This is a genomic window from Enterococcus sp. DIV1279b (genome assembly GCF_050531515.1).
Taxonomy (GTDB): Bacteria; Bacillota; Bacilli; order Lactobacillales; family Enterococcaceae; genus Enterococcus_D; species Enterococcus_D casseliflavus.
Genome location: NZ_CP172891.1, coordinates 2,423,475 through 2,449,851 on the forward strand (window position 1 = coordinate 2,423,475; position 26,377 = coordinate 2,449,851).

Here is a 26,377-nt window from a genome sequence, read left to right on the forward strand (position 1 = left end):
AAATACAACAAAATCTTCTATTTGCTCATAAAGAAACCAAAAAAAAACACCTAAGAACGGATCTTAGGTGCAATCATCTTAAGAAATCGTATGGGCAAAGCTGACACTTGGATCAGCATTCAATGAAAGATCTGCTAAGCGCTGCTTTTTCAACGCAACATGGGCATAAGCTCCAATCATGGCCGCATTATCTCCGCAAAGACGCAACGGTGGAATCAACAATTCCACTTCCGGCAATTCCTGCATCGCTTTTTGTAAAGCGTCACGCAAGCCTTGATTCGCCGCGACTCCCCCAGCAACGATCAGCTGGTTTACAGGATAAGCTTGGCATGCCCGCAACGTTTTGTGAACCAATACTTCGACAACGCTGGCTTGGAAACTAGCTGCTAGATTTTCTACTGACAAAGCTTCCTCTCTTTGCTGTGCATTATGCACAAAATTGATAAAGGAACTCTTTAAGCCGCTGAAACTAAAATCAAAATTATCTTCTTGTATCATTGCTCGAGGAAAGTGATACGTATCACTGCCTAGATGCGCAAGGCGATCAATTTCTTTCCCACTAGGATAAGGCAAACCTAGAACACGACCGACTTTGTCATAGGCTTCACCAGCGGCATCATCTCTCGTTTCACCGATGATCTCAAAAGAGCCATCTTCTGCCATATACACCAATTCGGTGTGGCCACCACTGACCAATAACGCCATTAAAGGAAAAACCAATGGCTTCACTAGGCGAGCTGCATAAATATGTCCTGCCATGTGATTGACCGGAATCAGCGGTAAGCTGTGGGCCCACGCAAAGGCTTTTGCTGCAGAAAGCCCAATCAACAGTGCCCCAACCAACCCTGGACCATAGGTAACAGCAACAGCTGACAACTCTTCAGGTTGGGTGTCGGCCTGTGTCAATGCTTCTTCGATACATAAAGTAATCTGTTCGACATGGTGACGACTAGCGACTTCTGGTACGACACCGCCGAAGCGCTGGTGGCTCTTGATCTGCGAAGCAACAATGTTACTTAAAATGGTGTCGCCGTTTTTAATCACTGCCACACTGGTTTCATCACAACTGCTTTCAATGGCTAAAATCAATTCATTCATTTGATTTTTGTCCGCCTACTTTCTTTTCCATAATCAACGCATCCTCTTCTGGATGACTGTAATATTTTTTTCTACGACCGATGACTGTATAGCCCATACGTAAATAAAGAGCTTGTGCTTGCAAATTCGACACACGCACTTCAAGATAGATGCGCCGACCATCGGTTTGTTCCACGAGCGATTCCATTTGCTTCAACAATTCTTTCGCCAAACCACGACCTTGATACGCTGGTAAAACCGCTACATTAAACAACTCTGCTTCATCCAGCACTTGCTGAAAACAGAGAAACCCCATTAGCTCTTGATTGGTTTTTCCATAACGGAACAAATAGCGACTGTTGCTGTTTTGCAAATCTTGTTGAAATTGCTGCACATTCCAAGGCGAGCCAAAGGGATAGCTCTGATCTGCCAATGACCAGAGCATTTGCGGTGTCGGGATCGTTTGATCTGCTTGTTCGTTAGTCATTTAAAAATTTCACCATATCCAATGCGTCTTCATTGCCTTCGGTGTAGTACGCCGTTTTGATCGCCTGTGAAACAAACCCGAGGGTCCGATACAAACGTTGCGCATCACGATTGCCCAGGCGAACTTCTAATGTCAAACGGTCGCATTTGTTTTTCCGTGCATAACGTTCGATTTCTCCTAGCAAGAAAGAACCGATCCCTTTTCCTTGATAATCAGGAATGATCGCGATATTGGTGATATGGGCATCAGCGCCTAAAATCCGCACCCCGATAAACCCAATCATCCGCTCATTATGCAAGATGCCCAAATAAAGATGTTTGACCCGTGAATAAAGTTCTGACAAAAAGGCGCTCTTGGTCCAAGGCAGTTCCCCCGCATACACGAGACGCTCCACCTGCAGCAGCTCTTTAATGTCATCTCCGACTAATTCACGAACAACGTACATTTCCCCTCGTATCTCTTTTTTACGCTCTGGGTATTGAATCTGACGGAAAAGGGCCAGCTTTCCCGTCATCGTTTTAAATTTTTTCAACATAGGCATCCACTCCCGGTTCATGCGAGGCTAACCATTTTTCTTCGGCTTCAACTAATTTTAAATAGTCTGGTACAAAATCATGGATCGAAGCGACCGGCGCTTCTTCTTTCGCAATAGCAGCTAAAACAACGCCATTCGGGTAATTCCATAACGATACTTGATTGATATGGGCTGTCGGCAGTTCCGCCTCGATCATGTCTTTAAATTTGATGGTATCGGCGCCGACAAATAGCACTTCTTGACCATCGACTGCTTTTAACTGGGTCAATAATTCAGACAGTGAGATATGCTGGTCTTTGATCCTTGTTTCTAAGGTCCCATTATGCCATTGGTAGGCACCTGCGTAGACATTTTGACGGCGAGCGTCAAACAACGGCACGATCACTTGCGATACGCCCACACAATTGGCAGCGACTGCTTTCAAACTAGAAACACCAATCAGCGGGATGTTCAATGTTTGCGCCAGCGTTTTTGCTGTTGTGACGCCGATTCGCAAACCTGTATACGAACCAGGACCTTTCGCAACAACGATTTGCTCCAGCTCTTTAGGTGCCATCCCCACCGCTTGCATCAATCCATCAATGGCAGGCATCAATGCTGTGCTGTGGTTTTTGATCGCCATCGTCTGGCTTTGTCCCAACACTTCTTGACCATCGACCACCGCAACCGCCAGTGTCTGGTTTGAGGTATCAATCGCTAATGTTTTCATCTATCTTCTCCCCATTCAAAAAACTCTCTCATATTCTACCATATTCTAATCAAATGCCCAACCAAGTCTCCAAAAAGATGCCTGCGTTTAGAAAAAAAGCAATAGGACAACAATACCCGAACCTTTGAAAAAAGCAAGCACGGCTGCAGCTGCAAACCGACGAGGCTGTTTAAAGGTTCGGGTAAGACGATAGTCATTTTTTGTTATTCCATTAAAACTCAGTTGACGTGTGTAACGACATCCTTCGGTGATTCAACTGGTTGCTAGGAGGATTGGCGCGTGATCAGTTCCGTTGCGATCGTAACTTTGCGAGGAACGGGTGCTGCATTCGTAATGATATCCAGCAAGGTCGTCACTGCCAGCTCCCCCAACCATTCCGTATGAACTTTGATGGTTGACAGCGTCGGAAAGACGTACTTTGCAACACTGACATCGTTGAAGCCGATAATTGCGATCTCCTCAGGAATCTTGATGTTTTTTTCTTGCAAAGCACGCATAGCGCCAATCGCTAAGGCATCACTGGAAGCAAATAAAGCACTTGGCAACTCTTTGTTTTGCTGCAAATACTCTTTCATCGCCTCATAACCGCCCTCTACTGTAAACGGTGCGCTGAGGTGATATTGCGGGTGGTGCAGCTTCAACCGACGGAGCCGTTCCTCAAAAATTCGGCGCCGAGGGTCTTCGATTTCTTGGTGATGATCCTTGGTAAACTCAACGCCTGATAACAAGCCGATCCTTTGGTGGCCTTTTGCAATAAAGTCATCGATCACTAAATCCACCGCTTGTTGAAAGTCCACCACCAGAGAATTGACGCCCTGAGCCAATGCGTCAAAATCGACCATCAACAAATTGGCTTGGCTTTTTTTCAATTGTCGAATCTGGTGATCATCAAATTTCCCTAGTGCAATCGTTCCATCGACTGCGGTATCAGTCAATCCTTCGTAGGGTTCTTTCAGCAAACGAATCCCTAATTCTTCGGTTTTGTTTTCAATCCCGATACGGATCGCTAAATAGTAAAGATCTGCTAATTCTTCCTCGGTATCAAACCATTGGATCAAGCGCATACTACTGGTTTCTGGCTGACTCTTTTTTTTATGTTTTGTGTAATTGAGTGCTTCTGCGGCTTTAAAAATTTTCTCTTTGGTTTCAGAACTGACCGATAATTCTGAATCGTAATTCAGCACCCGTGATACAGTGGCTGGCGAGACGCCAGCCTGTTGTGCAATATCTTTGATCGTTGCCATCTTCCAGCCTCCTTTTTTTGCGGGGAACTTTTTTATAAAGTAGTTATAAAGCGAGCAAAGGCCGCTTGCCCTGTCTGGTCTCGCTTGAAGACGCCTGCATGCGTCAATACTTGCGTAAAGACTTCCCCTAATGCATTACGCAAAATCTGCGACACGTTATCGGCATTGCATTCTGGGTGCTGGGCTTTGATCGTATCTGCCCAAGGAATATGGTATGCCGCGATTTGATTGGGCTGATCCAATAGATAAGCAGTCACTTCTTCTAGTTCCGGAGCTAAACGCGGCGGGAGAACTGCCAAGCCCATGACTTCAATCAATCCGATATTTTCTTTTTTGATATGCTGCACTTCTTGATGCGGATGAAAAATGCCGTCAGGATGTTCTTTGGAAACATTATTATCCCGCAAGACTAAGTCCATTTCAAACAGCTCTCCTTGCTTGCGTGCGATCGGTGTCACCGTATGATGAGGCGTTCCATCTTCTGAAAAGGCATTGATCGAAACACTTGGATCTGAGTACTGTTGCCATTGGGCTAACACATATTGGCAAGCGGCGGCTAATTTTTGTTTGTTTTTCGCTTGTAGTCGTATCACCGACATTGGCCACTTCACGATCCCCGCAGCGACATCAGGAAAACCAGTTAAAGAAAAGTGTTGCTCGATCGGCGCTTTTGCCATGGCAAACGTGTGCCGTCCCCCTTGATAATGGTCATGAGACAAGATCGAACCCCCAACGATCGGCAGATCGGCATTGGACCCGACAAAATAATGCGGCATCACTTCAATGATCTGCAACAAGCGAGCGAAGGTTTGCAAATTGATTTTCATAGGACGATGGTCTAAAGAGAGAAAAATCGAATGCTCATTGTAGTAGGCATAGGGCGAATATTGAAAGCCCCATGCTTCATTATCCAAATTCATACGGATGATCCGATGGTTGGTCCGCGCTGGATAATTGACTCGTCCTTGGTAGCCTTCATTTTCCAAACACAACATACATTTCGGATAATCTACAGAAGCAGCAGCTCCTTCTTTCGCTATTTGCTTGGGATCTTTTTCAGGTTTTGATAAATTGATCGTGATCTCGATCTCCCCATATTCGGTATCAACTGGGAACACGATATTCTTTGCGATGGCCCGAGTCTTGATGTAATCATTTTGACGGCACAGCTCAAAGAAATAATCCGTCGCTTCTTTAGGATCATTGGCATAATGCTGCGCAAAAAAAGCATTGACTACTGAAGGCGGTGGCGTCAAAAAGTCCATCAACTGGGCTTCAAAGATTTCTCTTTCTGCGTGAGAATCGCCAATTTGCTGATTGCTCAAAGCGCATGCCACCAGCTCGTCCATCAAATCAATGGAGGAACGATCGACAGAACGAATTTCGCTGGGCTCAAAAACAGCTTCCCCGATCATGGCTAGTACTCGGTTTTGCAAATAAATACGATCCATTTCCATCCAGCCGCCAGCCTTGATTGCTAAAGTGACGAAATCGCTGATTGTTTGGCTGATCGTCATTGGTTATTCCTCCTGCCCTTGATACCCATTTGGATGGCTGACATGCCAATTCCAAGCAGTCTCGATGATTGCTTCGACGTCGGTATAGACTGGTTTCCAGCCTAAAACCTTTCGTGCTTTTTCACTCGATGCCACTAAGGTACTTGGATCACCGGCACGGCGAGGCGCCACTCTGGCTGGGATCTCTTTTTTCGTTACATTGCGAGCAGCTTCCACCATTTCTTTCACAGAGTACCCATGATTGCTGCCTAAATTGAAAACATTGCTCTCATTGCCTTTTTGTAAATATTCTAATGCCAACAGGTGAGCAGCGATCAGATCTTCGACATGGACATAATCGCGAACACAAGTACCATCTGGAGTATCGTAATCCTCCCCAAAAATCGCTACCTCTTTGCGTTGTCCTAAAGCAGCTTGCAAGATGATCGGTACTAAGTGTGTTTCTGGATCATGGTCTTCACCAATCGAAGCATCCGACTTCGCGCCAGCCACATTGAAATAACGCAATGCGACATACTTCATTCCATAGGCTTCATCGCACCAACGCATCATTTTTTCCATGATCAACTTGCTTTCGCCATATGGATTTTTAGGATTTGTTGGGATTTCTTCCGTGATTGGACTATGGTCAGGTTCCCCATAAGTTGCTGCTGTAGAGGAAAAGACGATATGTTTCACTTGATGTTCCTTCATCACTTCTAAGAGGATCTGCATCCCATACACATTATTGTTGAAATACTTCAATGGTTTTTCCACAGATTCTCCCACCAAAGAACTGGCAGCAAAGTGAATCACGCCATCGATCGTTTCTTTTTCAAATACCGATTGTAAAAATGCTTTGTCGCGAATATCTCCTTCATAAAAGGTTGCTGCTGGATGGATCGCTTGGCGATGTCCTGTCAGCAAATTGTCAACGACAACGACTTGTTTTCCTTGTTCGATCAATTGATCGACTGCATGAGAACCGATATAGCCGGCTCCTCCTAATACTAAAATCGCCATATTTTCAGCCTTCTTTCTTCATTCCTTCATCGTTTCTTATTCTACAGTTTTCGTGCACCATCATCAATACTTGCTTGATAAATGTCGGTTGCGTAGCCGATTTCTGCTAAATAGGCTGCTTTGACTGACGCTTCGAAATCAGCCCATTCACTTGCTTTGACCAATGCGATCCCGCAACCGCCAAAGCCCGCACCAGTCATCCGCGCACCTAGAACAGCAGGGTGCGCTTGAGCGGCTGCGACTAGTGTATCTAGTTCATGCCCTGTCACTTCATAATCATCTTGCAATGAAGCATGGGAGGCATTTAATAACTGGCCGAATTTTTCAAGATCACCAGCAGTCAAAGCAGCTTTTGCTTTCAATGTCCGTTGGTTTTCCGTCACCGCATGTTTCGCCCGTTTGATCAAGCGTGGATCATCGATCAATGCTGTATTTGCAAAAAAGGTTGCTTCGTCTAATGCGCCCAATGAATCAATGGCTAATGATTTTTGCAAACGAGCCAATGCTTCTTCACATTCTGCACGTCGTTCATTGTATTTAGAATCAGCCAATTCGCGTCGCTTATTGGTATTCATGATCGCTACGACATAATCGCCAAATGCCGCTGGTACGACTTCATAATTTAACGTGTTCGTATCTAAAAGCAGTGCATGGTCTTTTTGACCCATTCCGATCGCAAATTGATCCATGATCCCTGAGTTAACGCCAATAAACTCATTTTCGACTTTTTTGCCAATTTTAACTAAGTCCAAGGTCGTCAGGGTTAAATCAAAGAGATCTTTTAGACAAACCCCCGTCAGCAATTCAATCGATGCCGAAGAAGAAAGACCTGCGCCATTCGGAATGTTGCCATAAAAAGCGATGTCAAAGCCTCGATCGATCACTTGCCCCGCTTCTTTTAGGAAACGAACGACTCCTTTCGGATAGTTTGTCCAATCATCTTCTTTTCGGTAATCCAGCTCATCTAACGAAAAGGAGATCACGCCTTTTTCTGGAAAGTTCTCTGAATAGAGTTGGATCAACTGGTCTTCACGTTTTCGCGCTACTGCATACGTCCCTAATGTGATCGCCGCCGGGAAAACATAACCGCCATTGTAATCCGTGTGTTCACCGATCAAGTTGATTCTCCCTGGTGCAAAATACATGCCTGTGCCTTCTGTTCCAAATTTATCAATAAATATCTGTTGCAATTGCTCCATTTCTCTCACTCCCACTTTCTTTTTAGTAAACTTATTGTAAAATATTTACTAAATCATTTCAAGCGTTTTCAATCCCAAAAGTGATTTTTTTTGATATTTTTTCCGTTTTCATTCATAATGAACCTATAACTAAAGGCGAGGTGTTTAATGATGAAACGATTTCTTTCAGGATTTTTAGTAGGAACAGTCGCAACGGTTGCTGCAGCTGCAAGTGTTGTTATGACGGTCAAGAAACAAGTGATTGATCCAATTGATGAACAACAAGCGGATCATGATGAAAAACGGAAACGTGCGATGCGTAAAAGCGTTGCCCGTTAATCATTTGCTACAAAAGAGCCGTCAGCCTTCAATAGGCTGGCGGCTCTTTTAGGTAATCATTCTTCCTTCTCCAGTAAGTCCTGCAAAATCACGGCTTGATTTTGTTCTTCATTTTTCGCTCCGTATAGTAAGGTAACGGTCTCTTGTTCAGCAACCAACGCGTTTAACTGTGCCAGGGCAACTTTTGCGGGCGCTTTCTCTAATTCTTGTAGATAGCGGTCTTTAAACGCATCAAAACGTTCAGGATCATGCCCAAACCATTTGCGCAATTCAGTACTTGGTGCGACTGCTTTGAGCCATAGATCGATCTGAGCTGTTTCCTTTTTCATCCCTCTAGGCCAGATGCGATCCACCAATACCCGATAGCCATCTGTCGTTTCCGCCGCTTCATAAATTCTTTTTCGCTTGATCAACGCACACTCTCCTTATTGATAGACCTAAGTTCAAATAAAGGCAAAAGCCCACAATGTAAATTGAACAATGACTTACTTGAAACACTCCGTTTGGTGTTTCGTCACTCATTCAAATTTGCTTGTGTTCTTTTGCCTTGAGTTCTCTGTTTTATAAACTATTTTTCTTTTTCGTCTTGCCGCTCCAGCCTTCATATCCTTCTTTTAGGATATAGACATTGGTAAAGCCTTCTTTACGTAATTTATTCGCTGCGCGAATACTCAACGATTTACGCGTGTCATATAAGTAGATCGGTTGATCTTTACGAAATGCGCTGAAGGAATTGGTTAAAACAGTAAAAGGAATATTACGCGCCCCTAAAATATGTCCACTGTCAAACTCATTTTTTTCCCGAACATCGATCACTTGGGCTTTCTTCATTCCTGCTTTGAATTCATCTTCTGAGATGATCGTTGCTGAACGGCGTCCCATGATTTGAAAATACGCCCAGTTCAAAGCGATTGCTAAGATGATTAATCCCAAAACCAAGTTTAGCCACATAATTGGTGTCATTTCTTCTATTCCTCTCTATTGTAACAATCATTCTTTTTTTGATTTATGCTGCTTGAATGTATCATTGCCTAGCAGCTTGGCATCTAAGCTTTTGCTGCAAATTGCAAAGCTAATGATGCTGCCCCGATCACACCGGCATCATTCCCAAGTTCTGCCAATTTGATTTCGGTACTTTCCGTTACCTGTGGGAAGGTAAACTGAGCAAAGTAGGCAGCAACCCGTTCACGTAAAAATTCACCGGCTGCTGATACGCCTCCACCTAAAACGATACTCGATGGATTTAATGTGTTTCCTAAGTTTCCGCATGCCAACCCAAGGTAGAAGCACACTTTATCAACGACCATCAAGCCAAATGGATCGTTTGCTTGAGCCGCTTCAAAAATATCTTTACTTGAAACATCTTCCCCATTGTCCAGCTGCTGTTTCAATGCCGAATCGCCAGCATATTCTTCTGCCAACTGTCGAGCAACTCGCACAACACCCGTCGCACTAGAAACCGTTTCTAAACAACCACGTTTGCCGCAAGTACATTCAAACCCTTCAGGATCAACAGTGATATGACCGATTTCTCCAGCACAACCAGCAACCCCATGAAGCAATTGCCCTTCCATGATGATACCGCCGCCAACACCTGTACCTAGTGTGATAAAGATGACATCAGGATTGTTATCCCCTGCCCCTTTCCAGCGCTCACCTAAAGCTGCTACATTGGCATCGTTATCGATGGCAAAGGGGATTTTTGTGCCTTTTTCAATCAGTTCTTTGACTGGCTGAAGTGTTTTCCAGTTCAGATTGTAGGCACCGATGACGGTTCCTTTGTCACGATCGACACTTCCTGGTGTCCCCATACCAATACCGATAAATGCTTCTGGCTGTAAGCCATATAATTCTAGGCGATGATTGATCGATGCCACGATTTCTGGCACAATATGTGAGCCTTCATCAAGAATATTGGTGTCAATACTCCATTTTTGCTGAATCTCGCCTTCGCTCGTTAAAATAGCGAATTTCACCGTTGTTCCGCCTAAATCAATTCCGATGATTTTTTTGTCCATCACTTGTTTTCCTCCCGGCTTTCTTCAATTCGATGCTCCCGCGTAAGAATTCGCCGGGCAGTCAGATATACATCCCGATCTATCAAGCGACTGTCATAAAAGTTTTTCAGCTCGATTTGCATCAGTTCTATATCGTAGATCCGCTTGCCGACATATACGTAAACACCAAATTGTTTCAGTAATTGTTGTACGTCATATAACGTTTCCATTTAACCACTTCCTGCTTATTATACAAGTAATTAATATTTTTTAAAACCATATATCACAAAAATAGCCAATAAGAAAACAAAGAGTACGCCAGAGAGGATTCTGGTGTGGATCGAATATTTTCCGTAGTTCTTTGGCAATGCCAAAAGATTCCCTAGTAATAACCCACCGAGGATCCCCCCAATGTGTCCCCACATATCGATCGTTTGATCAAACACACCAAAAACCAGGTTCAATCCAACGAATAGGGCAAATTGCCGTACCATTGCTTGGATGCGGTAATCATTTCTAAAATGCCAACCTAAAATCAAAAATGCCCCGAAAAGTCCGAATAAAGAAGTACTAGCGCCTGCTGATTGAATCCCTATTTGGTTGAAGGCAAAACTCATGGTATTGCCCATGATGCCGCTTAGCAAATACAAGGCAAAAAAACGGCTATGACCATAGATGGCTTCTACTTGCTGCCCCATATAATACAGAATCACAGAATTGATCGCAAAATGAGCCAAACCGAAATGTAGAAAGATCGGGGTAACGAAACGCCAATATTCATTTAAATAAACGACAAACGGACCAAACATCACCCCGCCTGATTGAATAGAGGGACTAAAATAACCTAAGATAAACACAATTGTTTGGATAGCTAAAAACAGATACGTGAAGACCGGCTGATTCAGCCATCTTTTCATTTGAGAATTCATTGACGTGCTCCTTTACGTGCGAATAAGAGAATCCGTATAGATTTTATCGATTGGGATGTCGAATACATCTGGTGTCCATTGATCGTTGAATTGCTCTCCGAAGACCAAAGAAACGGTCTTGCCATCGAAAGCTGACAAGAAACGATCATAATAGCCACCGCCAAAGCCGATGCGATAGCCGTTTTTAGAAAACGCCAAACCGGGAACAATCAGCAAATCCAAGTGATGGGCTTCTTGCTCACAGATCGGCTCTTCAACTCCAAATGCCGACGCTTCATAACGTGTTGTCGGCTCCACATGATAAAACTGCAATTTTTTCTGTTGTGCTTTCGGCACTGCGATTCGTTTGTTTTGTTCAAATCCTTTAGCAAAAATAGCCGCTGTATCAAATTCAAATGGCAACGAACGGATCACACCTACTGACTCAGCTGTTTGCCAAATCTGAGAAGAAAACAGCAACTGCAAAATCAGCGTTTCTTTCTGCTGCTTTTGTTTGATTGGCATTTGTTTTAATGTTTGGATCATGTGCTCTCTAATGACTGGTTTTTCCATTGGATCACTCCTCTCAGAAATAGTACCAAAAACTGTGTCCAAATAGCAAACTAGAATCGCAGATTTCTTGGCAAGATCATGACTAGTTGCTCATTCTTCTTTACGTCGGATCAGCAAAAAGACAAAGTACGGTGCCCCCACGATAGAAATGATGATACCAGCTGGGATCTCGCCGCTTGTCAATAGCAAACGACCGATCGTATCACTGACTAAGACTAGCAGACTGCCGATCATTCCCGCTAAGAAAAAGGCACTGCGAGATTCTCTGCCGATGAGTCCCTTAGCGATATGAGGCGCCAATAAGCCCACAAAGGCTAAATTACCAGTATAGCCAACCGTACTGGCAGCCAAACCAACCGCGATCACTAAAAACCACGTCCGCAAACGGGTCAAAGAAACCCCTAAGCTAATTGCCTGCTCCTCGCCAAAGCCAAGTAAGTTAAACCTTGGTACGGTCCAGAAAGCTGCGGCAGACAATACGATGACCCAAGGAAGCAGACTGGTGATTTGCTGCCAAGAAGTTCCCCAAATCGAACCAGAAAGCCACGCTGTTACAAAGCGATAGCGGTCTTTTGATAATTCCACCGTAAAGAGTAAGGTAGCCGCCGCCAGCCCTGCATTGACGGCGATTCCCGCCAGCAGTACTCGCTCCATCGATAACAATTGGCGGTGCTTATAGGCAATCAAATAGACCAGTACAGCAGCTAATAAACCACCGATGATCCCAACGACAGGCAAAAGCTGCGATCCTTGGGTATAAAAACCTAAGTAGATCAACACAAAGAGCCCTGCCCCATTGTTGATTCCTACGATACTTGCATCAGCCAACTCATTTCTCGTTACTCCTTGCAAGACAAACCCAGAAAAACCAAAGGCACCACCAGCGATCAGCGCTAGACAAGCCCGTGGTAGTCGAAACTCAGTAAAAGTCAGTACTTGACTCGAAGATGCCGTTCCTTGAAAGATTGCCCCTAATGTCTGAAAGGATAAAATTGTTTTTCCCACCATGACACTTCCTAAAAAAGCGACCATCAGCAGTAGGAAAAAAACAGAGAGTGTTTTTTTCATCAGCCTTCCCTCCGTATCTTGATCAATAGAAAAGGCACACCAATCAATGCCATCAGTATCCCAAAGGGTGTCTCAAAGGGCGGATTGATCAGGCGGCCAGCCAGATCAGCGGCCATCACCAGTGTTCCCCCTCCAAGGATCGTCAAAGGCAAAATCAGTTGATAGTTTTTGCCCACCATTCCCCGCACGACATGAGGAACCATTAAGCCGACAAAACTGACCGGTCCAACAAGCGAAACTGCCATTCCCGCCAAAACTACGACTAACAGTAAGGCAGATGCCCGAATCAGATGCGGGTGCTTGCCTAATGAAATGACGGTGTCATCTCCTAGCGCTAACAGATTCAACGCTTTTCCTAGACGTAGCACAAAAACGATGGCAATCAGATAGATGGGGCCCACAAAACGCAGTTGCTGCCAAGTCACATTTGCGGCACCACCGATAAACCAAAAGGCTAACTCTTGATTTAAATCAAATTGCAGTGACAGGGTCTGACTGATGGCTGAGAAAAAAGAACTTAGTGCCACACCAGCCAAAATCAAACCTGTAGGTGACATACCCAATTTGGCATAGCGAGTCAATAAAAAAAGCAGCGCAGTTGCCGCAAAGGCACCAAAAAACGAAAATAGCGCCGCTTGACTCGGTTGAATACTAGGAAATAGGATAAATGCGATCGCTAATCCCATCGCAGCCCCACTGTTGACACCTAAAAGACCGCCATCTGCCAGAGCGTTTTTCGTAATTCCCTGCATGATAGCTCCCGTAACAGCAAAACAACTTCCTACTAGAAAAGCAGCCAACACACGGGGCAATCGAATATTGCGCAAGACTTGATGCAGCTGATTCTCATAATCAAAAGCAAAGATAGCATTCCAGATCGTTTCAAAGGAAAGGTCTGCAGCGCCTTGGGTGATCGCCAAAAAGAAACAGATAATAAAGCAGCCGCTAAAAAGCAGCAGCAACCAAGAAAACTTTTTCATGCTTGGGCTCCTAACTCATAGGTCAAGACCAATGGCTTTGTGCTATTAGGAAAGGTTCCTAACATGGCGTCGATCTCAAACAAACGCTGTAGCCACTCTTTGGTCAGCACTGTTTCTGGTGTACCAGAGACCAACAGTTCTCCACCTTTTAATGCATAAATATAATCAGAAAAACGAGAGGCATGATTCAGGTCATGAATCGACATAATGATCGTTTTTCCGTAGGTTTTATTGATTTGCTGTAATAAGAGCAAAATTTCTAATTGATGCGCTGGATCTAAAAAGGTCGTTGGTTCATCTAAAATCACGATATCCGTATCTTGCGCAAGTGCCATGGCGATCCAAACGCGCTGTTTTTGTCCCCCTGACAGCGTGCTGATCGTTTCATCTGCTAGTGCCGTCAAACCCGTTGCCTGCAAAGACCATTCGATCGCCGCAAGATCTTGTTCCGATAAACTATTTAGTCCTTTTTGATAGGGAAAACGACCATAAGAAACAATTTCGCGAATCGTCAAGCCAATCGATGAATCGCTAACTTGTGAGAGCAGCGCAATCTTTTTCGCCACTTCTTTGGTTTTGATGTTTTGCAGGTTTTGTGCATCTAAGAGGACCTCACCAGACAATGGCTGTAAAATTCGGGCAAGTGCCTTTAAAAACGTCGATTTCCCACTGCCGTTCGGACCAATCAAGCCGATGATTTTCCCTTCTGGCATCTCAATTGTTAGATTTTGCACAATTTTTTGTTTTTGATAGCCGACACTCAAGTCAACTGTTCGTAATTTCGCCATATTCGTCCCCAAAATAAATGATTGATAATGCTTATCAATTATGAATGTAATCCTACTATTCGTCAATAGTTCTAAAAAAAGGAAATAAAAAAATAAGATTGACAAAGAAGCGTTTCTTCGTGATAATAGCTATCAGCAAATGAGAACTATTCTCAATTAAAACAATAAGTGCTCAACATGTAACAAAGGAGGAAGTGTTTTTATGAAACAATGGTCAAAAAGAAGTACTTGGCTTACCCTGCTAGCTGCCTGCTCTCTTACCCTACTGGGTGCTTGCAGCACGAATAATGACTCAACGGATAGCAGTGGATCAGCCACTACTTCTTCAGAAATAGCAACAACCTTTACCGATGCGATGGGAAATGAAGTCACTGTTCCCGAAAACCCACAGCGGGTGATTGGTAGTTATTTGGAAGATTATTTGGTCGCTTTAGAGGTAACACCGGTTGCTCAATGGACCGTCGGCAATGACAGTGATCAAGCATACTTGCAAGACAAACTGGCGGAGGTTCCAAGGATCAACTACGATCTGCCCTTTGAAGATGTCTTGAGCTTTGAGCCAGACCTGCTACTGATGGATAGCAATTCCATGGTGGAAGGTGACAAATATGATCAATACAGTAAAATCGCGCCGACCTATGTGGTCACAAATGGCGAAGACGTGACCTGGCGGGAACGTCTGACAGATATTGCAAAGGTGTTACACAAAGAAGAGCAAGCTGCCCAAGTAGAAGCTGATTATGATGACTTAGTCGCTGCTACCAAGGAAACGTACGCTGATCAAATCCAAGGCAAGTCGATCGCTGCTTTATGGGTGGTCAATAACTCTGTCTTCATGGTTTCAGAAACAAAATCAAGCGGTCAGCTGCTGTATCACGAACTCGGGTTTGAAGTTCCCGCACTGGTTTCGGAAATCAGTGAAAGTGCCACTGCTGATTGGTCTGCCGTTTCTCTGGAAAAATTAGCAGAATTGGATGCCGATTACCTGATTTTAGTGAATAGTGATAAAGGCGCTGATTTTTTCAGTGAACAAGTCTGGCAAAATCTTGATGCAGTCAAAAACAATCATTTATGGGAATTCGGCCCTGAATCAAGCTGGCTCTACAACGGTCCGATCGCCTACACCAAAATGATCGAAGATATCCAGAGCAAATTGGACTAATGCGTTTCAAGAAATTCGTCAAGTAAAACTACTTAACAAATTTCAGGAAAAAGCTAGCATTCCCTCACGAAACATGCTATTATATTTTAGTCTGAGAGATTTCTTAGAGGATTCTTGTATCGTTAGGGGGGAAAATCATGCGCGTAAACATCACATTAGAGTGCACTTCTTGTAAAGAACGCAACTACTTATCAAACAAAAACAAACGTAACAATCCTGATCGTTTGGAAAAGAAAAAATATTGCCCACGCGAAAGAAAAGTTACTTTACACCGCGAAACAAAATAATGCTATTTAAGAAGTTCGCAAACGCTGATAACCAAGGCGTTTGCGAACTTCTTTTTTTGTAAAAACTAGCTTTGAGGTGATGGTTTTGAATGGAACTCCCCTTCTATTAGCCCTTGTTCTTTCAAACTTAGATAGTAATTGCATCGTCTCCTTGATTACTCTTTGTTTTAGCTGCTTCTTGACTTCTCTTCTTTGGACTTTTAAGCCAATTCTTTGTAAAGTCACAAAAATAAATTTTAATGTATAATGTATAGAAAAAAGGAGAAATTAAATGTTTAACAAAGAAGGAAATGAGTTTCGTTGCAACCATTGCAAAAAAGTGATCGACACAGGGGAAGTCGTTTGGACAAAATGGCCGTTTCCGCCGAAAGCTTCTGCTTACCAACTAAAACCCAGAAAAGAATTAGCACTGATAAACGCGCCGATCCTTTGCCTAAATTGCTCAGAAAAGCTTCTCCTGGAACACCTCGAGTAACTATTCTTTTCATCGTTTTATTGTCTCTCTTTGTCCATCATAAAAAAGAGCAGGCAGTAGCCAAATTCACTTAGTGAATGTATTGCTGCTTTTTTGAATAAGCATCAGGAGAACGCATGAGCAGCAACAAAGATTTCAGGGGCGATTAAGCGGCAGCTTTATTTTCCGAAATTTTTTGCAGTATCTCTCCCGCGATTATGCGCGAGATGATTTTGGCAATAACCATAATATGAAGCCGCTCTCTCCCGTTGCCACCTTTTCTGTATACTTTGATCTCCGATCGACCCTTTCATGCTATACTGCCTATAGGAGGTGAACCCATGCTTGGCAATTTTGCGTATCTACCTAGTAACTATCGTCTGTTTTATGGCGCTTTTCTTTTTGCACTTATTGGAAATATGCTTTTCATTTTCATCAAACACCCTGCTTGGACCTTTAGCCTACCGACGGTGATTGTCCTCTTCTTAATAAATGTCTTCTTTTGGACAAAATACACGAAGAAACTTATTCCTTGCGCAACAGATGCACTGTTTTATGTTCTGCTCTTCCTATTGGTATTTCACAATCACTAACATAATGCTTCTTTTGATACTGATTGTTTCTCTTTCCCCTATTTCGTCATAACAAAGGAGTGTTGATGCGATGGAGATTTCCCATATCACGTTGATCGTACAGAATTTAGCAAAGACAACAACGATGCTGGAAACATTGTTTGATGCAGAGGAAGTTTATGATAGTCAAGACCAGGCCCATTCTTACTTCCCAGAAAAATTCTTTTTGATCGATGGCTTATGGCTTGCTGTCATGGAGGATGCCTCCCAGAAGCTGCCGAAAACGTATAACCATATTGCCTTTAAAATCGATCAAGCTCAAATCGATTCCTTGATTACGCGCATCCAAGGACTAGGATTGAAGATCGAAAAAGATCGTTCCCGCATCAAAGGCGAAGGTGCTTCTATTTATTTTTATGACGATGACAACCATTTATTTGAATTGCATACTGGTACGTTGGCTGAACGGTTGCACCATTACCGTCTGACAGAAACGAGGTGATCTTCATTGCTAGCAGCTGCATTGACTGTTATGTAAAGAACGCCCACATGAAAGGAAGTAAACAATGAAACTAGATATGGTCGGTATTATCACAAAAAACATGGAACAGGCACTGGCTTTTTATCAAGTACTTGGCTTCACGCCATTAGGTCAGCACTCAGAAGATTATATGGAATTAGCAAACGACGGGGTTCGTATCTCCTTGAATAGCCGCCAGATGGTTGCTGGGATCTACGGACATGCACCAATGACTGTGGGTGATACGATTGAATTAGCCTTTTTATGTGATTCTCCTGAAGAAGTTGATGCCCTTCATGCAAAAGTCGTTGCTGCTGGGTATCAGTCTTTCAAAGAACCTTGGTCTGCCTTTTGGGGGCAACGCTATGCCATTGTCAAAGACATAGACGGCAATCTCTTAAGTTTGTTTGCAACCCTACCTGCCGAAAATTGATTTAAGCTACGACAGTCGGTCCAATGGAGCGGCTGTTTTTTTATCCGTTTTTCGGGTAAAAAGACAAAACCCCGTATTTATGTCCAATCGAATTCTGATAATCTGAAATGAATGTATTCCTTATAAACCAACGTTTCCCATCATTATAAAACAAAAATAACTTCTCTATAAAAAAACAAATCCCCCTCATCCGCTCCTGTTTGCTTGACAAAAAAGAACAAACGTTCGTATAATTTCGGTAAGGAGTGATAAAAATGGGTGGTTTTAATTATGCGCTCGAGCCAAAACGCGATATCTTATTTATTGATGTCAAAAGTTTTTATGCTTCTGTCGAATGCATCTCTCGTGGATTAGATCCTATCCAAGCGATGCTGGTCGTCATGTCACATTCTGACAATACTGGTAACGGCTTAGTCTTAGCAGCTTCCCCAAAGGCAAAATCGGTATTGGGGATTTCAAATGTGACTCGCAATGACAACCTGCCGACACATCCCGATTTGTACAAAGCATCGCCGCGTATGAGTTTTTATATCAAAGAAAACACCAAAGTCAATAATGTCTTTCGCAAATATGTTGGACAAGACGACTTGCTGCTCTATTCGATCGACGAAACGATGATGGATCTGACCCGTACATTGGATCTTTTCATTCCCGATAAAACGATCTCTCGCGAAGAAAAACGTTGGTTGATTGCCCAGCAAATTCAAAAAGACATTTACGAAACAACGAAATTGTATGTCACCATCGGCATTGGCGACAATCCATTGTTAGCAAAACTAGCTTTAGATAACGAATCCAAACACAATCGTTCCTTGATCGCTGAATGGACCTATGACGATGTACCGACAAAAGTTTGGCAGATCGCCCCTATGACAGAGTTTTGGGGGATCGGTCGGCGCACAGAAAAACGACTTCACTTGATGGGGATTGAAACGATCGAGCAATTGGCTCACGCCAGTCCTGATCTTTTACGCAGTCGCATGGGGATCATTGGCGAGCAGCTCTATCATCACGCCCATGGCATTGATCGCACGATTTTATCTGAACCGACACCACAAGTGATGGAAAAAAGCTACGGCAATAGCCAAGTCCTACATCGCAATTATTATTTACAAGAAGAAATCGAGATCGTCATCAAGGAAATGGCGGAGCAAGTTGCCGCTCGGATTCGCCGTCATCATTGTCAGACCGCTTGTATCAATGTTTACATCGGCGTAGCCTTTGGTGAAACTGCCTCTGGTTTTTCCCGACAAATGAAGATCCCGCCAACTGACAATACCCGCAAACTTGTGGCTCATTGCCTGTTTCTCTTTCGAAAATTTTATACGGGGCAAGTCGTTCGCCACATTGGTATTACCTATTCAAAATTGTTCTATACAGAAAATGTCCAGTTGGATCTTTTTGAGCAAGCAGAAACGCAGTTGCGCCAGCGTAAATTAGATTTGATCATCGATAAGATTCGTGAGAAATATGGCTTCACTTCGATCGTTCATGCCACAAGCCGAATGGAAGGCGCTCGCGCCATTGCTCGCAGCAAATTAGTCGGCGGACATGCCGGTGGTCTAGATGGGATCGCTAATATAGGACCCGTCCATCAGCAAAAGGAAAAAGAACCGTTTGCTGATGGTTCGAAAAATACTGGCACTTGATTCGTTTTTCTTTCCTTTTTGCTGACAAATCTTAAGATAACATTAACAAACGGTCCATTTTTTAAAGATTTATGTAATTTCGATTCGCCCACCTCCCCCTTTGTTCTTTTCTAAGGTACTTTAATAGCAAGGAGTGTGAGCAGATGAAAATTGACAAAATCGAATACAAACGAGTCATCAACGGTGCGGGACACCTTGAGTACGATTTGCTGCAATATTTAGAAAAGAATCGGGCGACTGCTGCACAAAACCTGAAACAGTCTGAGATCGATTACCTTTTAGAAAAAGATATTCAGCATCGTATCATCCAACATGCGCGTAAGAGTTTCTTTGGCGATACGATCGTTTTAAAAGATGAATATGCCGAAGATTATCTTTTATTAAAAAAGTATACGGATATGTTCCAAGAATCATTCTAAAAAAAAACGCAGAACCAACTGGTTCTGCGTTTTTCTTATTCTTCGAAATGTTCTTTATAAACATCATCGACTGTCTGGTTCGGGTCGATCACGATATAAAGGCTCTTCGTTTTCTCACTGATTTTTGTTGATTGGTATACGTTATCCAATCCTTCCGTATCTTTGTCCTTATATGGGAAATACACAAGATCCGGTGTACCGTTACGGTAAAGAATTTCCATCCGTTCGATATCTTCATATTTCAACGCACGGGCAAACATCCCTAATTCAAGCCCACCTAAGTTGATGTCATGCGTTGCCACATGATCGCCTTCTTGGAAGATTTCAATTTTGAACCCAGCACATGGATGAATCTCAACAAATTCGCTTCCGTGGATGCGGCCAAAACTGGTCGTGATTTGTTTGATCCACAAGTCACCGATGTAACGGCGCTCAATCGTCCATGTTTCTCCATTACGGAAATAAAATTTTAAAGCTTTCATTTCTCTAGCCATGACAAAACGCTCCTTTTTATTAGTAATACACTTTAATTCTAACACATAGTCGCCATCGGGACACAAATTAACTTTGTTTTTCGTTGACTTTTTTCATGAACCGAGAGATTTCCACTGCTGCTCGTTGATGCGTCCCATTGGCAATGATCTGTTGTTTCGCGTCTATTACCTGATAATGAAATTGGAGCCCCTGTTCTTTTTCCCACTGCACAAGAACTGTGATTGTCGCTCCAACTGGTGAAGGCTTCAAATGATTGATCGAAAACTTTGTACCGACGGTAGTAAACCCTTTATCTAAAGTAGGCTCAAGGGCTTCCCAACAGGTGTTTTCCACCATTGCTACCAATCGTGGGGTTGCTAAAACGTCTAATCCCCCAGAACCCAAAACAGCCGCAGTGTCTTGCTGTCCCACGATAAATTCTTTTTTGCTTTCCATTTTTCAGTTATCCCTCCTTTGCTAAATACGCTTGGACAAACGCTAATAGTGCTTCTTTTTCATTAGGGATTTTTCGTGTGATGACTGCAGCTTCGGCAGCGGTCAAGACTTCTTTGAGCCACGGACCAGAAGAACGATCGATCGTTTGTAGTAAATCACGTCCATTGATCGCCAACTCCTTCAGTGAATGGATCGGCAGCTGCTGATAGCGCTGACTGATTTTTGCTGGATCGTTGGGCTGATTGTCATAACGCAATAATCCTTCGGCTAAACAGGTTGCTTCTAGACCGAACTGATACAACACTAGGTCATTCCATTCGCCATTTCGACGCGCGAGCAGTGCTTGATAAGCCGTGTGTACTTGGCGGATGCAGTCATTGGAACATTTCCAAGCTTTTAAAAAGCTGCGGACTGCCTCTGGCGCTAAACCCATTTGGTCAATGAGCAAAACCCAGGCCGCCGTTTCGTTTTCTAATGGGATCGCTGGCAGGTCTGCCATCCGCAGTAACGCCTCACCGTATTCCCGCAAGCCTGGGCAATAGATATAGCATTCGGTTTCTACTAGCGCCCGTAGTGCTTGGTTCCGATGATTGCCTAACAGCAATTTCACGAATTCAATCATGATCCGTTCAACAGAGATTTTTCCCAACAAGGCATGATTCGCATGGATAGCAGCCAATGTTTCTGTTTCTAAAACAAAGCCCAATTGACTGACAAAACGCAGCCCCCGCATCATTCGTAGGGCGTCCTCATGGAAACGTTCCTGGGGGTGACCCACTGCTCGTAAGATTTGATTATCGATATCTGCCAGACCATCGAAAAGATCAATGATGACACCATCTTCTTGAAGTGCCAACGCATTGATGGTAAAGTCCCGCCGTTTTAGATCTTCTTTCAGGGAACGGACAAAATCCACTTTGTCGGGTCTGCGGTAATCTTGATAGGCTGCTTCCGTTCGAAACGTAGTGATCTCATACTGCGCCTGCTCCCACAAAACCAACACCGTTCCATGCTCGATGCCAATGTCAATGGTTCGAGGAAAAAGCGCCTTGATTTCGGCTGGAAATGCACTGGTAGCAATATCGACATCATGAATCGGCTGGCCTAAGATCGTGTCTCGCACGCTGCCGCCGACAAAGTATGCTTCATAGCCTGCGGCTTCGATTTTTTTTAAAAGCGGTGCAGCTTCTGCAAATTCTTTTGGTAGTTTAGTCAGTTTCATTTACTTTCCCATCTTTTCTTTCAAAACGATACGCATCCCGCTGATTGAATTTTGCCATATTTTCCTCAAACACTTCAGTCAGGTCGATGTCTAGTGAATTGGCCATGATCATCGTCACAAAGAGTACATCACCGAGCTCTTCTGCCACTGTTTTTTCAACTTCATCGCTTTTTTTATTTTTTTCCCCGTAATAGTGATTCACTTCTCGCGCCAATTCGCCGACTTCTTCGGTCAAACGAGCCATTTGGGCGAGGGGGCTGAAATAGCCAGTTTTGAATTGCTGAATATACGCATCGACTTCTTCTTGCATCGATGCCAAAGAACGTTTTTCTGTCATTTTCTCCACCCTTTCTCGTTTATCTTACCAAAAGAATGGCTGCCTGCCTAGATAGATCCCCCTTCAGGATTTGTTGTGCATTCAATGATTTCGTGCTACATTGATACTTGTGGAAGTTGAATAACGGAGGAAACAGGATGCGGGCATTTTTTTCATGGCGAACGATTCGCGATATTGTTTTGATTATTTTTGGTACAAGTATCTATGGCTTCGGTCTAGTCTATCTAAATATCCCAAATGACTTAGCAGAAGGCGGTGTGACGGGGATCACCTTGATCATGCGAGCCTTATGGGGAATCAATCCTGCCATCAGTACACTGATCTTAAATATTCCGATCATTTTGATCGGTGGCAAAATTCTTGGTCGACGCTCATTAGTGTATACGATTTTAGGAACTTTTGGTTTGTCTTTTTGGTTGGCATTTTGGCAGAGTGTTCCCCTGTTGATCGATCTGCAGCACGATCTGCTGATCGTTGCGCTCTTGGCTGGTTTGATTGCAGGGATCGGTAGTGGGATCGTCTACAAAGTCGGGGGAACGACTGGTGGAGTCGATGTATTGGCACGTATTTTAGAGAAAAACTTTGGGGTGACAATCGGTCGTTCCCTTTTGATCTTTGATGTGTTCGTCCTGTTGCTTTCTTTGACTTATATAGATTTGAACCGCATGATGTATACCTTGATTTTTTCTTATGTCTTCACGCGCGTGATCGATTCGATCCTAGATGGCGGCTATTCAGCCAAAGGGATCTTAGTGATCAGCAATCACAGCGAAGAGATGGCTCCTGTTTTAATGGATGAATTAGAACGAGGCGTCACGTTTTTACAGGGCGAAGGGGCTTACTCAAGAGTGTCGAAACAAATCATTTATATGGTGGTCAGCGGGCGGGAGATTTCTGAAGTCAAGCGCATCGTTCATGACTTTGATCCGCAAGCGTTTGTTTCTGTCATTAATGTCCATGAAGTCGAAGGTGAAGGCTTTACCTACTTAAGACCTAAGTCGCGGTTCTTACAGCGCAAAACCGCTGTTTCTAAAACAAAATAGAGACTGAAAAAAGCAGCCCCGGTTAAAGGGCTGCTTTTTGCTTGTTAACGGCTTTCTTCTTTTTGCTGGAGCAAGTGTCTATTTACTTCATCCGAAAGTTCTAAGAAGGCATCACGATCCCCATTTTCCAAGGCTAGATCGATTTGCCGATACAAGGTATCGATTTTGGTTTTTGTTTCTTCTTTTTCAAGATACTGGGTAACATGTTGGGTCATTTCTTGATCCAAGTGGTCGTTCCAACGTTCATAAGGATTGTCTTCTAAAACTGCTAAATAAAAGGATTGCGACCAAGAATCTGGGAAGAGACATTCAAGATACAAAGGTTGTTTCCAATTCATGCGAATCTCATGAAAAATCTGATCAATGTCATAAAAGGTCTGCCCTTCGATGCTCAAGACAAACGGTTCGCCCCCAATTTCTGTACTGCGGACACTCAAGCCCCGTTTGGCTGCGGCTGCCCCTTCTACAAAATGAACATTGGTCAAGATCGCTTCATGGTTCGCCAGATAGTTTAACACCCAAGAGACTTCTCGGCGGCTGAAGGAAACGGTCGAAACTAACCAATTAAGAAACTTTTTCTTTTCTTGTACATTGATGTTCATTTCTCTCACCTATCTTTCTAATAAGTCCTCCACGATCGACTGTACTTCTAAATCACCTGGCTCATGCGCCAAATAATGCTGCAGCAAATGAAGTGCTTCAGGCAAACGCCCTTCTTCACGTAAGAAAATGCCATATTCTTTCATAAATGCTGGCTCATGGTGCAAATCAGCATTGGCTTCTTCGTAATAGTTTGCTGCTTTGTCAAAATCTTCCAGCGCATTATACGCTTGCGCCAAATTCCAAAGGGCATGCGGCTGTTCATTGTCTTCCATTCGTTCGATGGTCCAGATCGCTTCTTGCCAACGCTCTTCATTCAAGTATAAATTACTTAAGGTCAGTAACGTATCATCTTCTTTGTCACCAGTCTCCAGTGCTTTCAGTAAAAATGATTCTGCTGCTTCACTGTCATGAAGTCGGTAAGCATTCTCGGCAGCAAAATGATAGAAATCCACTTGATATGGATCTTCATGAATCCCTTCTTCGATCACACGCTGCGCTTCTTCCAGCTGCTCTTCTTCTTGCAATGCTTCTGCAAGATAAAGATACAAGGCACGGTATTGCGGATTCATGACCCGCAACTGCTGCAAGTAGCGAATCGCTTGTTCATTTTCTTTTAGCTGCAAATAGACTAAAGCTGTTTGAAAGAGACGCTCATCGGTCTGTTCGTCTTCTAGGCTTGCTTCAAAATATTCCAATGCCTCTTCAAACTTGCCCGCCATACTCAATGATGTACCAGTCCGTTCAACGATCGAGATCCCCGAAATATCCGTGATTTCTTCTTCCAGCAATCCTTGATAAAGGTCAACGGCTTCTTGATAGCGATCAGTCGAAAAGGCTAACTCAGCTAAGGCAAACCGTATCAAAGGTTCATCTGGCACAATGCTTTGCGCTTCTTTTAGTTTGGCTTCACTAACTTCAGGGATACCGATCAATTGGTAAAGATCCGCACTCAATAGCAAGGCTTGCAAATACGCTTCACTGGTCGGTGGTATTTGATCAATATAGGCAAAAGCCGTTTCGATCTGGTCTTCTTCCATCGCAATTTCTGCTAAAGGAAGCAGCAAAGCTTCATTATCAGGATGTCGTTGCTGCAAGGTTTCAAACAACGTTTTCGCCTCTTCCAAAAAGCCGATCTGCAATAGTTCATCACCTAAAGCGCCTAATGTCTCATCATCATCTTTTTGCAGAGCTTCGGTAAAATTTAATTGTGCTTCAGCCAGTTCTTCCGCGGCTAATGCTTTTAACATTTTTTCACTATATGTTTCCATTTAAACCCCTCGAATCTCATTGATTAATCGCTGATAAGTCTCCATCGTCTGGACGAGATCTTTTTCCTCGATTTTCGTTCTGCCCCCTATTGTACCAACTTTTGCCAAAAATAACAGTTTTTTTTCTTTTTGCTGCAATTCCAGTACATGACTGAAATATTCGCTTAATGAAAAAGACTCGGGCAATTCGATAGGAAAACCCAATCGGGCAAGCCATTGGCAGAACACGGGCAGATCGACAGTCAATTGCTGCTGGACGGTCCACATAAAATGAAACAAAAAGCCAAAGAATAATTTCATCGCATCAGACAACAAGTGCCCATTTTCCGTTCGATAAGCAGCATCGGCAAAGAGTTGGCCAAACTCTTCCAATTCGCTGCCTGATTGCTGGTATAGTTGGATCAACCGATCGGTATACGCAGCCAACGAATGTCTCATCAACGCCTGATGACTGGGATAGGTTCGATAAAGCTCTTTTAAAAACTCACTATCGGCAAGCACGCCACAACGAATCAGAGTCAAAAAATCGACCAATTTCCCATCGATCTGTTTTTCTGCGATCGTCTGATCGTAAATAACAAATTCGGGTGTATTAGGATTTTCCAGCATCGGGATATCTGGCTTTTTCACAACGATCGCTGTTTCTTTCACACTTTTAGCTAAGGCCCGCAAGGAAACGGGAATCAGCCAAAGCTGTGTCGTCAGAACCGACGTCGCGTGGATAAAACTGCTCAATGCCAACACGCCTTCATTCCCAAAACCGACGATCAACAGCGGCTCTTGTTTTGAAAAGCGACCGAAGAAATCCATTGCAGCTTTAAACTCGCTAAAGTTGTTGCAATACATTTGATTGGTACAAATATACCAATTGACCTCTCGTGGCAAAAACAGGCGGGTCAATTTTTCTGAAAAGCGGTCATAATAGCGCTGATTCGTCAAAATGATCACCTGCTGCGGCTCGATCGACTGTTCTCTCATGACCGATGCTAGTGTTTCACCATAAGAAATTTGGGTTTCTTGTTCATTTCGGAAAAAAACAGCTTCCATCGGCTCACTCCTTTGCTACTACTTTCTAT

General features: G+C 43.5%; 34 protein-coding genes. 10 read left to right on the forward strand and 24 right to left on the reverse strand.

Annotated features, from left to right (window positions below; genetic code table 11):
* Window positions 1-78: 78 nt before the first annotated feature.
* The 8 genes from tsaD to IGI71_RS11365 form a co-directional block, all read right to left on the reverse strand.
* Window positions 79-1,098, reverse strand: coding sequence for a tRNA (adenosine(37)-N6)-threonylcarbamoyltransferase complex transferase subunit TsaD (gene tsaD, locus IGI71_RS11330; protein ID WP_015510054.1), 1,020 nt, complete (start codon window positions 1,096-1,098; stop codon window positions 79-81).
* The gene (gene rimI / locus IGI71_RS11335) at window positions 1,091-1,564 is read right to left on the reverse strand and encodes a ribosomal protein S18-alanine N-acetyltransferase (protein ID WP_010749314.1); all 474 of its coding nucleotides are present in this window, start codon (window positions 1,562-1,564) and stop codon (window positions 1,091-1,093) included. The genes tsaD and rimI (IGI71_RS11335) overlap by 8 nt, the downstream gene beginning before the upstream one ends.
* A complete protein-coding gene (gene rimI / locus IGI71_RS11340; RefSeq protein WP_142968309.1) occupies window positions 1,557-2,099 on the reverse strand; it encodes a ribosomal protein S18-alanine N-acetyltransferase in 543 nt (180 codons plus the stop codon). Before rimI (IGI71_RS11340) ends, rimI (IGI71_RS11335) begins: the two co-directional genes overlap by 8 nt.
* Window positions 2,083-2,808, reverse strand: coding sequence for a tRNA (adenosine(37)-N6)-threonylcarbamoyltransferase complex dimerization subunit type 1 TsaB (tsaB, locus tag IGI71_RS11345; protein ID WP_010749312.1), 726 nt, complete (start codon window positions 2,806-2,808; stop codon window positions 2,083-2,085). Before tsaB ends, rimI (IGI71_RS11340) begins: the two co-directional genes overlap by 17 nt.
* A gap of 263 nt (window positions 2,809-3,071) precedes the next feature.
* The gene (locus IGI71_RS11350) at window positions 3,072-4,052 is read right to left on the reverse strand and encodes a LacI family DNA-binding transcriptional regulator (RefSeq protein WP_005229404.1); all 981 of its coding nucleotides are present in this window, start codon (window positions 4,050-4,052) and stop codon (window positions 3,072-3,074) included.
* A 32-nt stretch (window positions 4,053-4,084) separates the two neighbouring features.
* The gene (gene galT, locus IGI71_RS11355; protein WP_430615733.1) at window positions 4,085-5,569 is read right to left on the reverse strand and encodes a UDP-glucose--hexose-1-phosphate uridylyltransferase; all 1,485 of its coding nucleotides are present in this window, start codon (window positions 5,567-5,569) and stop codon (window positions 4,085-4,087) included.
* Between the two features lie 3 nt (window positions 5,570-5,572).
* Complete coding sequence (gene galE / locus IGI71_RS11360; protein ID WP_231435241.1) at window positions 5,573-6,571, reverse strand: UDP-glucose 4-epimerase GalE; 999 nt, start codon at window positions 6,569-6,571, stop codon at window positions 5,573-5,575.
* Between the two features lie 41 nt (window positions 6,572-6,612).
* Window positions 6,613-7,770, reverse strand: a complete 1,158-nt coding sequence (locus IGI71_RS11365) for a galactokinase (protein WP_430615735.1) — start codon at window positions 7,768-7,770, stop codon at window positions 6,613-6,615.
* Window positions 7,771-7,920: 150 nt separating this feature from the next.
* Here IGI71_RS11365 and IGI71_RS11370 point away from each other — a divergent pair, with 150 nt between their 5' ends.
* Entirely contained in the window at window positions 7,921-8,088 is a 168-nt protein-coding gene (locus tag IGI71_RS11370) for a DUF3042 family protein (RefSeq protein WP_017144401.1), read from the forward strand.
* Between the two features lie 56 nt (window positions 8,089-8,144).
* Here IGI71_RS11370 and IGI71_RS11375 read toward each other — a convergent pair whose 3' ends face one another.
* The 9 genes from IGI71_RS11375 to IGI71_RS11415 all read right to left on the reverse strand — a co-directional run bounded on the left by IGI71_RS11375 (window position 8,145) and on the right by IGI71_RS11415 (window position 14,402).
* Window positions 8,145-8,501, reverse strand: coding sequence for a DUF488 domain-containing protein (locus IGI71_RS11375; RefSeq protein ID WP_016610725.1), 357 nt, complete (start codon window positions 8,499-8,501; stop codon window positions 8,145-8,147).
* Between the two features lie 148 nt (window positions 8,502-8,649).
* Window positions 8,650-9,051: a rhodanese-like domain-containing protein gene (locus tag IGI71_RS11380; RefSeq protein ID WP_005229396.1), complete on the reverse strand. Its 402-nt coding sequence runs from the start codon at window positions 9,049-9,051 to the stop codon at window positions 8,650-8,652.
* 83 nt (window positions 9,052-9,134) lie between these two features.
* Complete coding sequence (locus IGI71_RS11385; protein WP_005229395.1) at window positions 9,135-10,106, reverse strand: ROK family glucokinase; 972 nt, start codon at window positions 10,104-10,106, stop codon at window positions 9,135-9,137.
* Window positions 10,106-10,315 carry a YqgQ family protein gene (locus IGI71_RS11390; RefSeq protein WP_005229394.1) on the reverse strand — a complete coding sequence of 70 codons (210 nt, stop codon included), beginning with the start codon at window positions 10,313-10,315 and terminating at the stop codon, window positions 10,106-10,108. Before IGI71_RS11390 ends, IGI71_RS11385 begins: the two co-directional genes overlap by 1 nt.
* A 30-nt stretch (window positions 10,316-10,345) precedes the next feature.
* Window positions 10,346-11,014 carry a rhomboid family intramembrane serine protease gene (locus IGI71_RS11395; protein WP_096742436.1) on the reverse strand — a complete coding sequence of 223 codons (669 nt, stop codon included), beginning with the start codon at window positions 11,012-11,014 and terminating at the stop codon, window positions 10,346-10,348.
* Window positions 11,015-11,026: 12 nt separating this feature from the next.
* Window positions 11,027-11,566, reverse strand: coding sequence for a 5-formyltetrahydrofolate cyclo-ligase (locus IGI71_RS11400; RefSeq protein ID WP_231435243.1), 540 nt, complete (start codon window positions 11,564-11,566; stop codon window positions 11,027-11,029).
* A 90-nt stretch (window positions 11,567-11,656) separates the two neighbouring features.
* Window positions 11,657-12,634, reverse strand: a complete 978-nt coding sequence (locus IGI71_RS11405; RefSeq protein ID WP_060792277.1) for a FecCD family ABC transporter permease — start codon at window positions 12,632-12,634, stop codon at window positions 11,657-11,659.
* Window positions 12,634-13,614: a FecCD family ABC transporter permease gene (locus tag IGI71_RS11410; RefSeq protein WP_060792278.1), complete on the reverse strand. Its 981-nt coding sequence runs from the start codon at window positions 13,612-13,614 to the stop codon at window positions 12,634-12,636. The genes IGI71_RS11405 and IGI71_RS11410 overlap by 1 nt, the downstream gene beginning before the upstream one ends.
* On the reverse strand, window positions 13,611-14,402 hold the full coding sequence (locus IGI71_RS11415; RefSeq protein WP_060792279.1) for an ABC transporter ATP-binding protein: 792 nt from the start codon (window positions 14,400-14,402) through the stop codon (window positions 13,611-13,613). The genes IGI71_RS11410 and IGI71_RS11415 overlap by 4 nt, the downstream gene beginning before the upstream one ends.
* 202 nt (window positions 14,403-14,604) lie before the next feature.
* Between IGI71_RS11415 and IGI71_RS11420 the strand changes: the two genes are divergently transcribed.
* From IGI71_RS11420 to IGI71_RS11455, 8 genes are all read left to right on the forward strand, one after another.
* Entirely contained in the window at window positions 14,605-15,564 is a 960-nt protein-coding gene (locus IGI71_RS11420; protein WP_060792280.1) for an ABC transporter substrate-binding protein, read from the forward strand.
* 137 nt (window positions 15,565-15,701) lie between these two features.
* Complete coding sequence (gene rpmG, locus IGI71_RS11425; protein WP_005229384.1) at window positions 15,702-15,851, forward strand: 50S ribosomal protein L33; 150 nt, start codon at window positions 15,702-15,704, stop codon at window positions 15,849-15,851.
* A 271-nt stretch (window positions 15,852-16,122) separates the two neighbouring features.
* A complete protein-coding gene (locus tag IGI71_RS11430) occupies window positions 16,123-16,326 on the forward strand; it encodes a hypothetical protein (protein ID WP_060792281.1) in 204 nt (67 codons plus the stop codon).
* 320 nt (window positions 16,327-16,646) lie between these two features.
* The gene (locus IGI71_RS11435; protein WP_005229381.1) at window positions 16,647-16,898 is read left to right on the forward strand and encodes a hypothetical protein; all 252 of its coding nucleotides are present in this window, start codon (window positions 16,647-16,649) and stop codon (window positions 16,896-16,898) included.
* Between the two features lie 70 nt (window positions 16,899-16,968).
* Window positions 16,969-17,379, forward strand: coding sequence for a FosX/FosE/FosI family fosfomycin resistance hydrolase (fosX, locus tag IGI71_RS11440; protein WP_060792282.1), 411 nt, complete (start codon window positions 16,969-16,971; stop codon window positions 17,377-17,379).
* A gap of 64 nt (window positions 17,380-17,443) precedes the next feature.
* A complete protein-coding gene (locus IGI71_RS11445; RefSeq protein WP_086338038.1) occupies window positions 17,444-17,830 on the forward strand; it encodes a VOC family protein in 387 nt (128 codons plus the stop codon).
* A 254-nt stretch (window positions 17,831-18,084) separates the two neighbouring features.
* The gene (locus IGI71_RS11450; RefSeq protein WP_060792284.1) at window positions 18,085-19,479 is read left to right on the forward strand and encodes a Y-family DNA polymerase; all 1,395 of its coding nucleotides are present in this window, start codon (window positions 18,085-18,087) and stop codon (window positions 19,477-19,479) included.
* A 143-nt stretch (window positions 19,480-19,622) separates the two neighbouring features.
* A complete protein-coding gene (locus IGI71_RS11455; protein ID WP_005229370.1) occupies window positions 19,623-19,898 on the forward strand; it encodes a hypothetical protein in 276 nt (91 codons plus the stop codon).
* Between the two features lie 35 nt (window positions 19,899-19,933).
* Here IGI71_RS11455 and IGI71_RS11460 read toward each other — a convergent pair whose 3' ends face one another.
* The 4 genes from IGI71_RS11460 to IGI71_RS11475 all read right to left on the reverse strand — a co-directional run bounded on the left by IGI71_RS11460 (window position 19,934) and on the right by IGI71_RS11475 (window position 22,387).
* On the reverse strand, window positions 19,934-20,392 hold the full coding sequence (locus IGI71_RS11460) for a hypothetical protein (protein WP_005229368.1): 459 nt from the start codon (window positions 20,390-20,392) through the stop codon (window positions 19,934-19,936).
* Between the two features lie 67 nt (window positions 20,393-20,459).
* Entirely contained in the window at window positions 20,460-20,828 is a 369-nt protein-coding gene (locus IGI71_RS11465; protein WP_005229366.1) for a thioesterase family protein, read from the reverse strand.
* A 7-nt stretch (window positions 20,829-20,835) separates the two neighbouring features.
* Window positions 20,836-22,050 (reverse strand): CCA tRNA nucleotidyltransferase, encoded by a 1,215-nt coding sequence (locus IGI71_RS11470; protein ID WP_005229364.1) that lies wholly within the window; start codon window positions 22,048-22,050, stop codon window positions 20,836-20,838.
* Complete coding sequence (locus IGI71_RS11475) at window positions 22,037-22,387, reverse strand: nucleotide pyrophosphohydrolase (protein ID WP_005231912.1); 351 nt, start codon at window positions 22,385-22,387, stop codon at window positions 22,037-22,039. The genes IGI71_RS11470 and IGI71_RS11475 overlap by 14 nt, the downstream gene beginning before the upstream one ends.
* Before the next feature lie 137 nt (window positions 22,388-22,524).
* On the opposite strand from IGI71_RS11475, the gene IGI71_RS11480 reads away from it, so the two are divergent.
* Entirely contained in the window at window positions 22,525-23,430 is a 906-nt protein-coding gene (locus IGI71_RS11480; protein WP_060792285.1) for a YitT family protein, read from the forward strand.
* Between the two features lie 44 nt (window positions 23,431-23,474).
* Here the strand turns inward: IGI71_RS11480 and IGI71_RS11485 are convergent, their stop codons facing one another.
* Genes IGI71_RS11485 through IGI71_RS11495 form a run of 3 tightly spaced genes read right to left on the reverse strand, consistent with a single transcriptional unit; the run spans window position 23,475 to window position 26,348 of the window.
* Window positions 23,475-24,032 (reverse strand): YpiB family protein, encoded by a 558-nt coding sequence (locus IGI71_RS11485; RefSeq protein ID WP_005229358.1) that lies wholly within the window; start codon window positions 24,030-24,032, stop codon window positions 23,475-23,477.
* Window positions 24,033-24,041: 9 nt separating this feature from the next.
* Window positions 24,042-25,301: a tetratricopeptide repeat protein gene (locus IGI71_RS11490; protein ID WP_060792286.1), complete on the reverse strand. Its 1,260-nt coding sequence runs from the start codon at window positions 25,299-25,301 to the stop codon at window positions 24,042-24,044.
* A complete protein-coding gene (locus IGI71_RS11495) occupies window positions 25,302-26,348 on the reverse strand; it encodes a hypothetical protein (RefSeq protein WP_010749294.1) in 1,047 nt (348 codons plus the stop codon).
* Window positions 26,349-26,377: the final 29 nt, after the last annotated feature.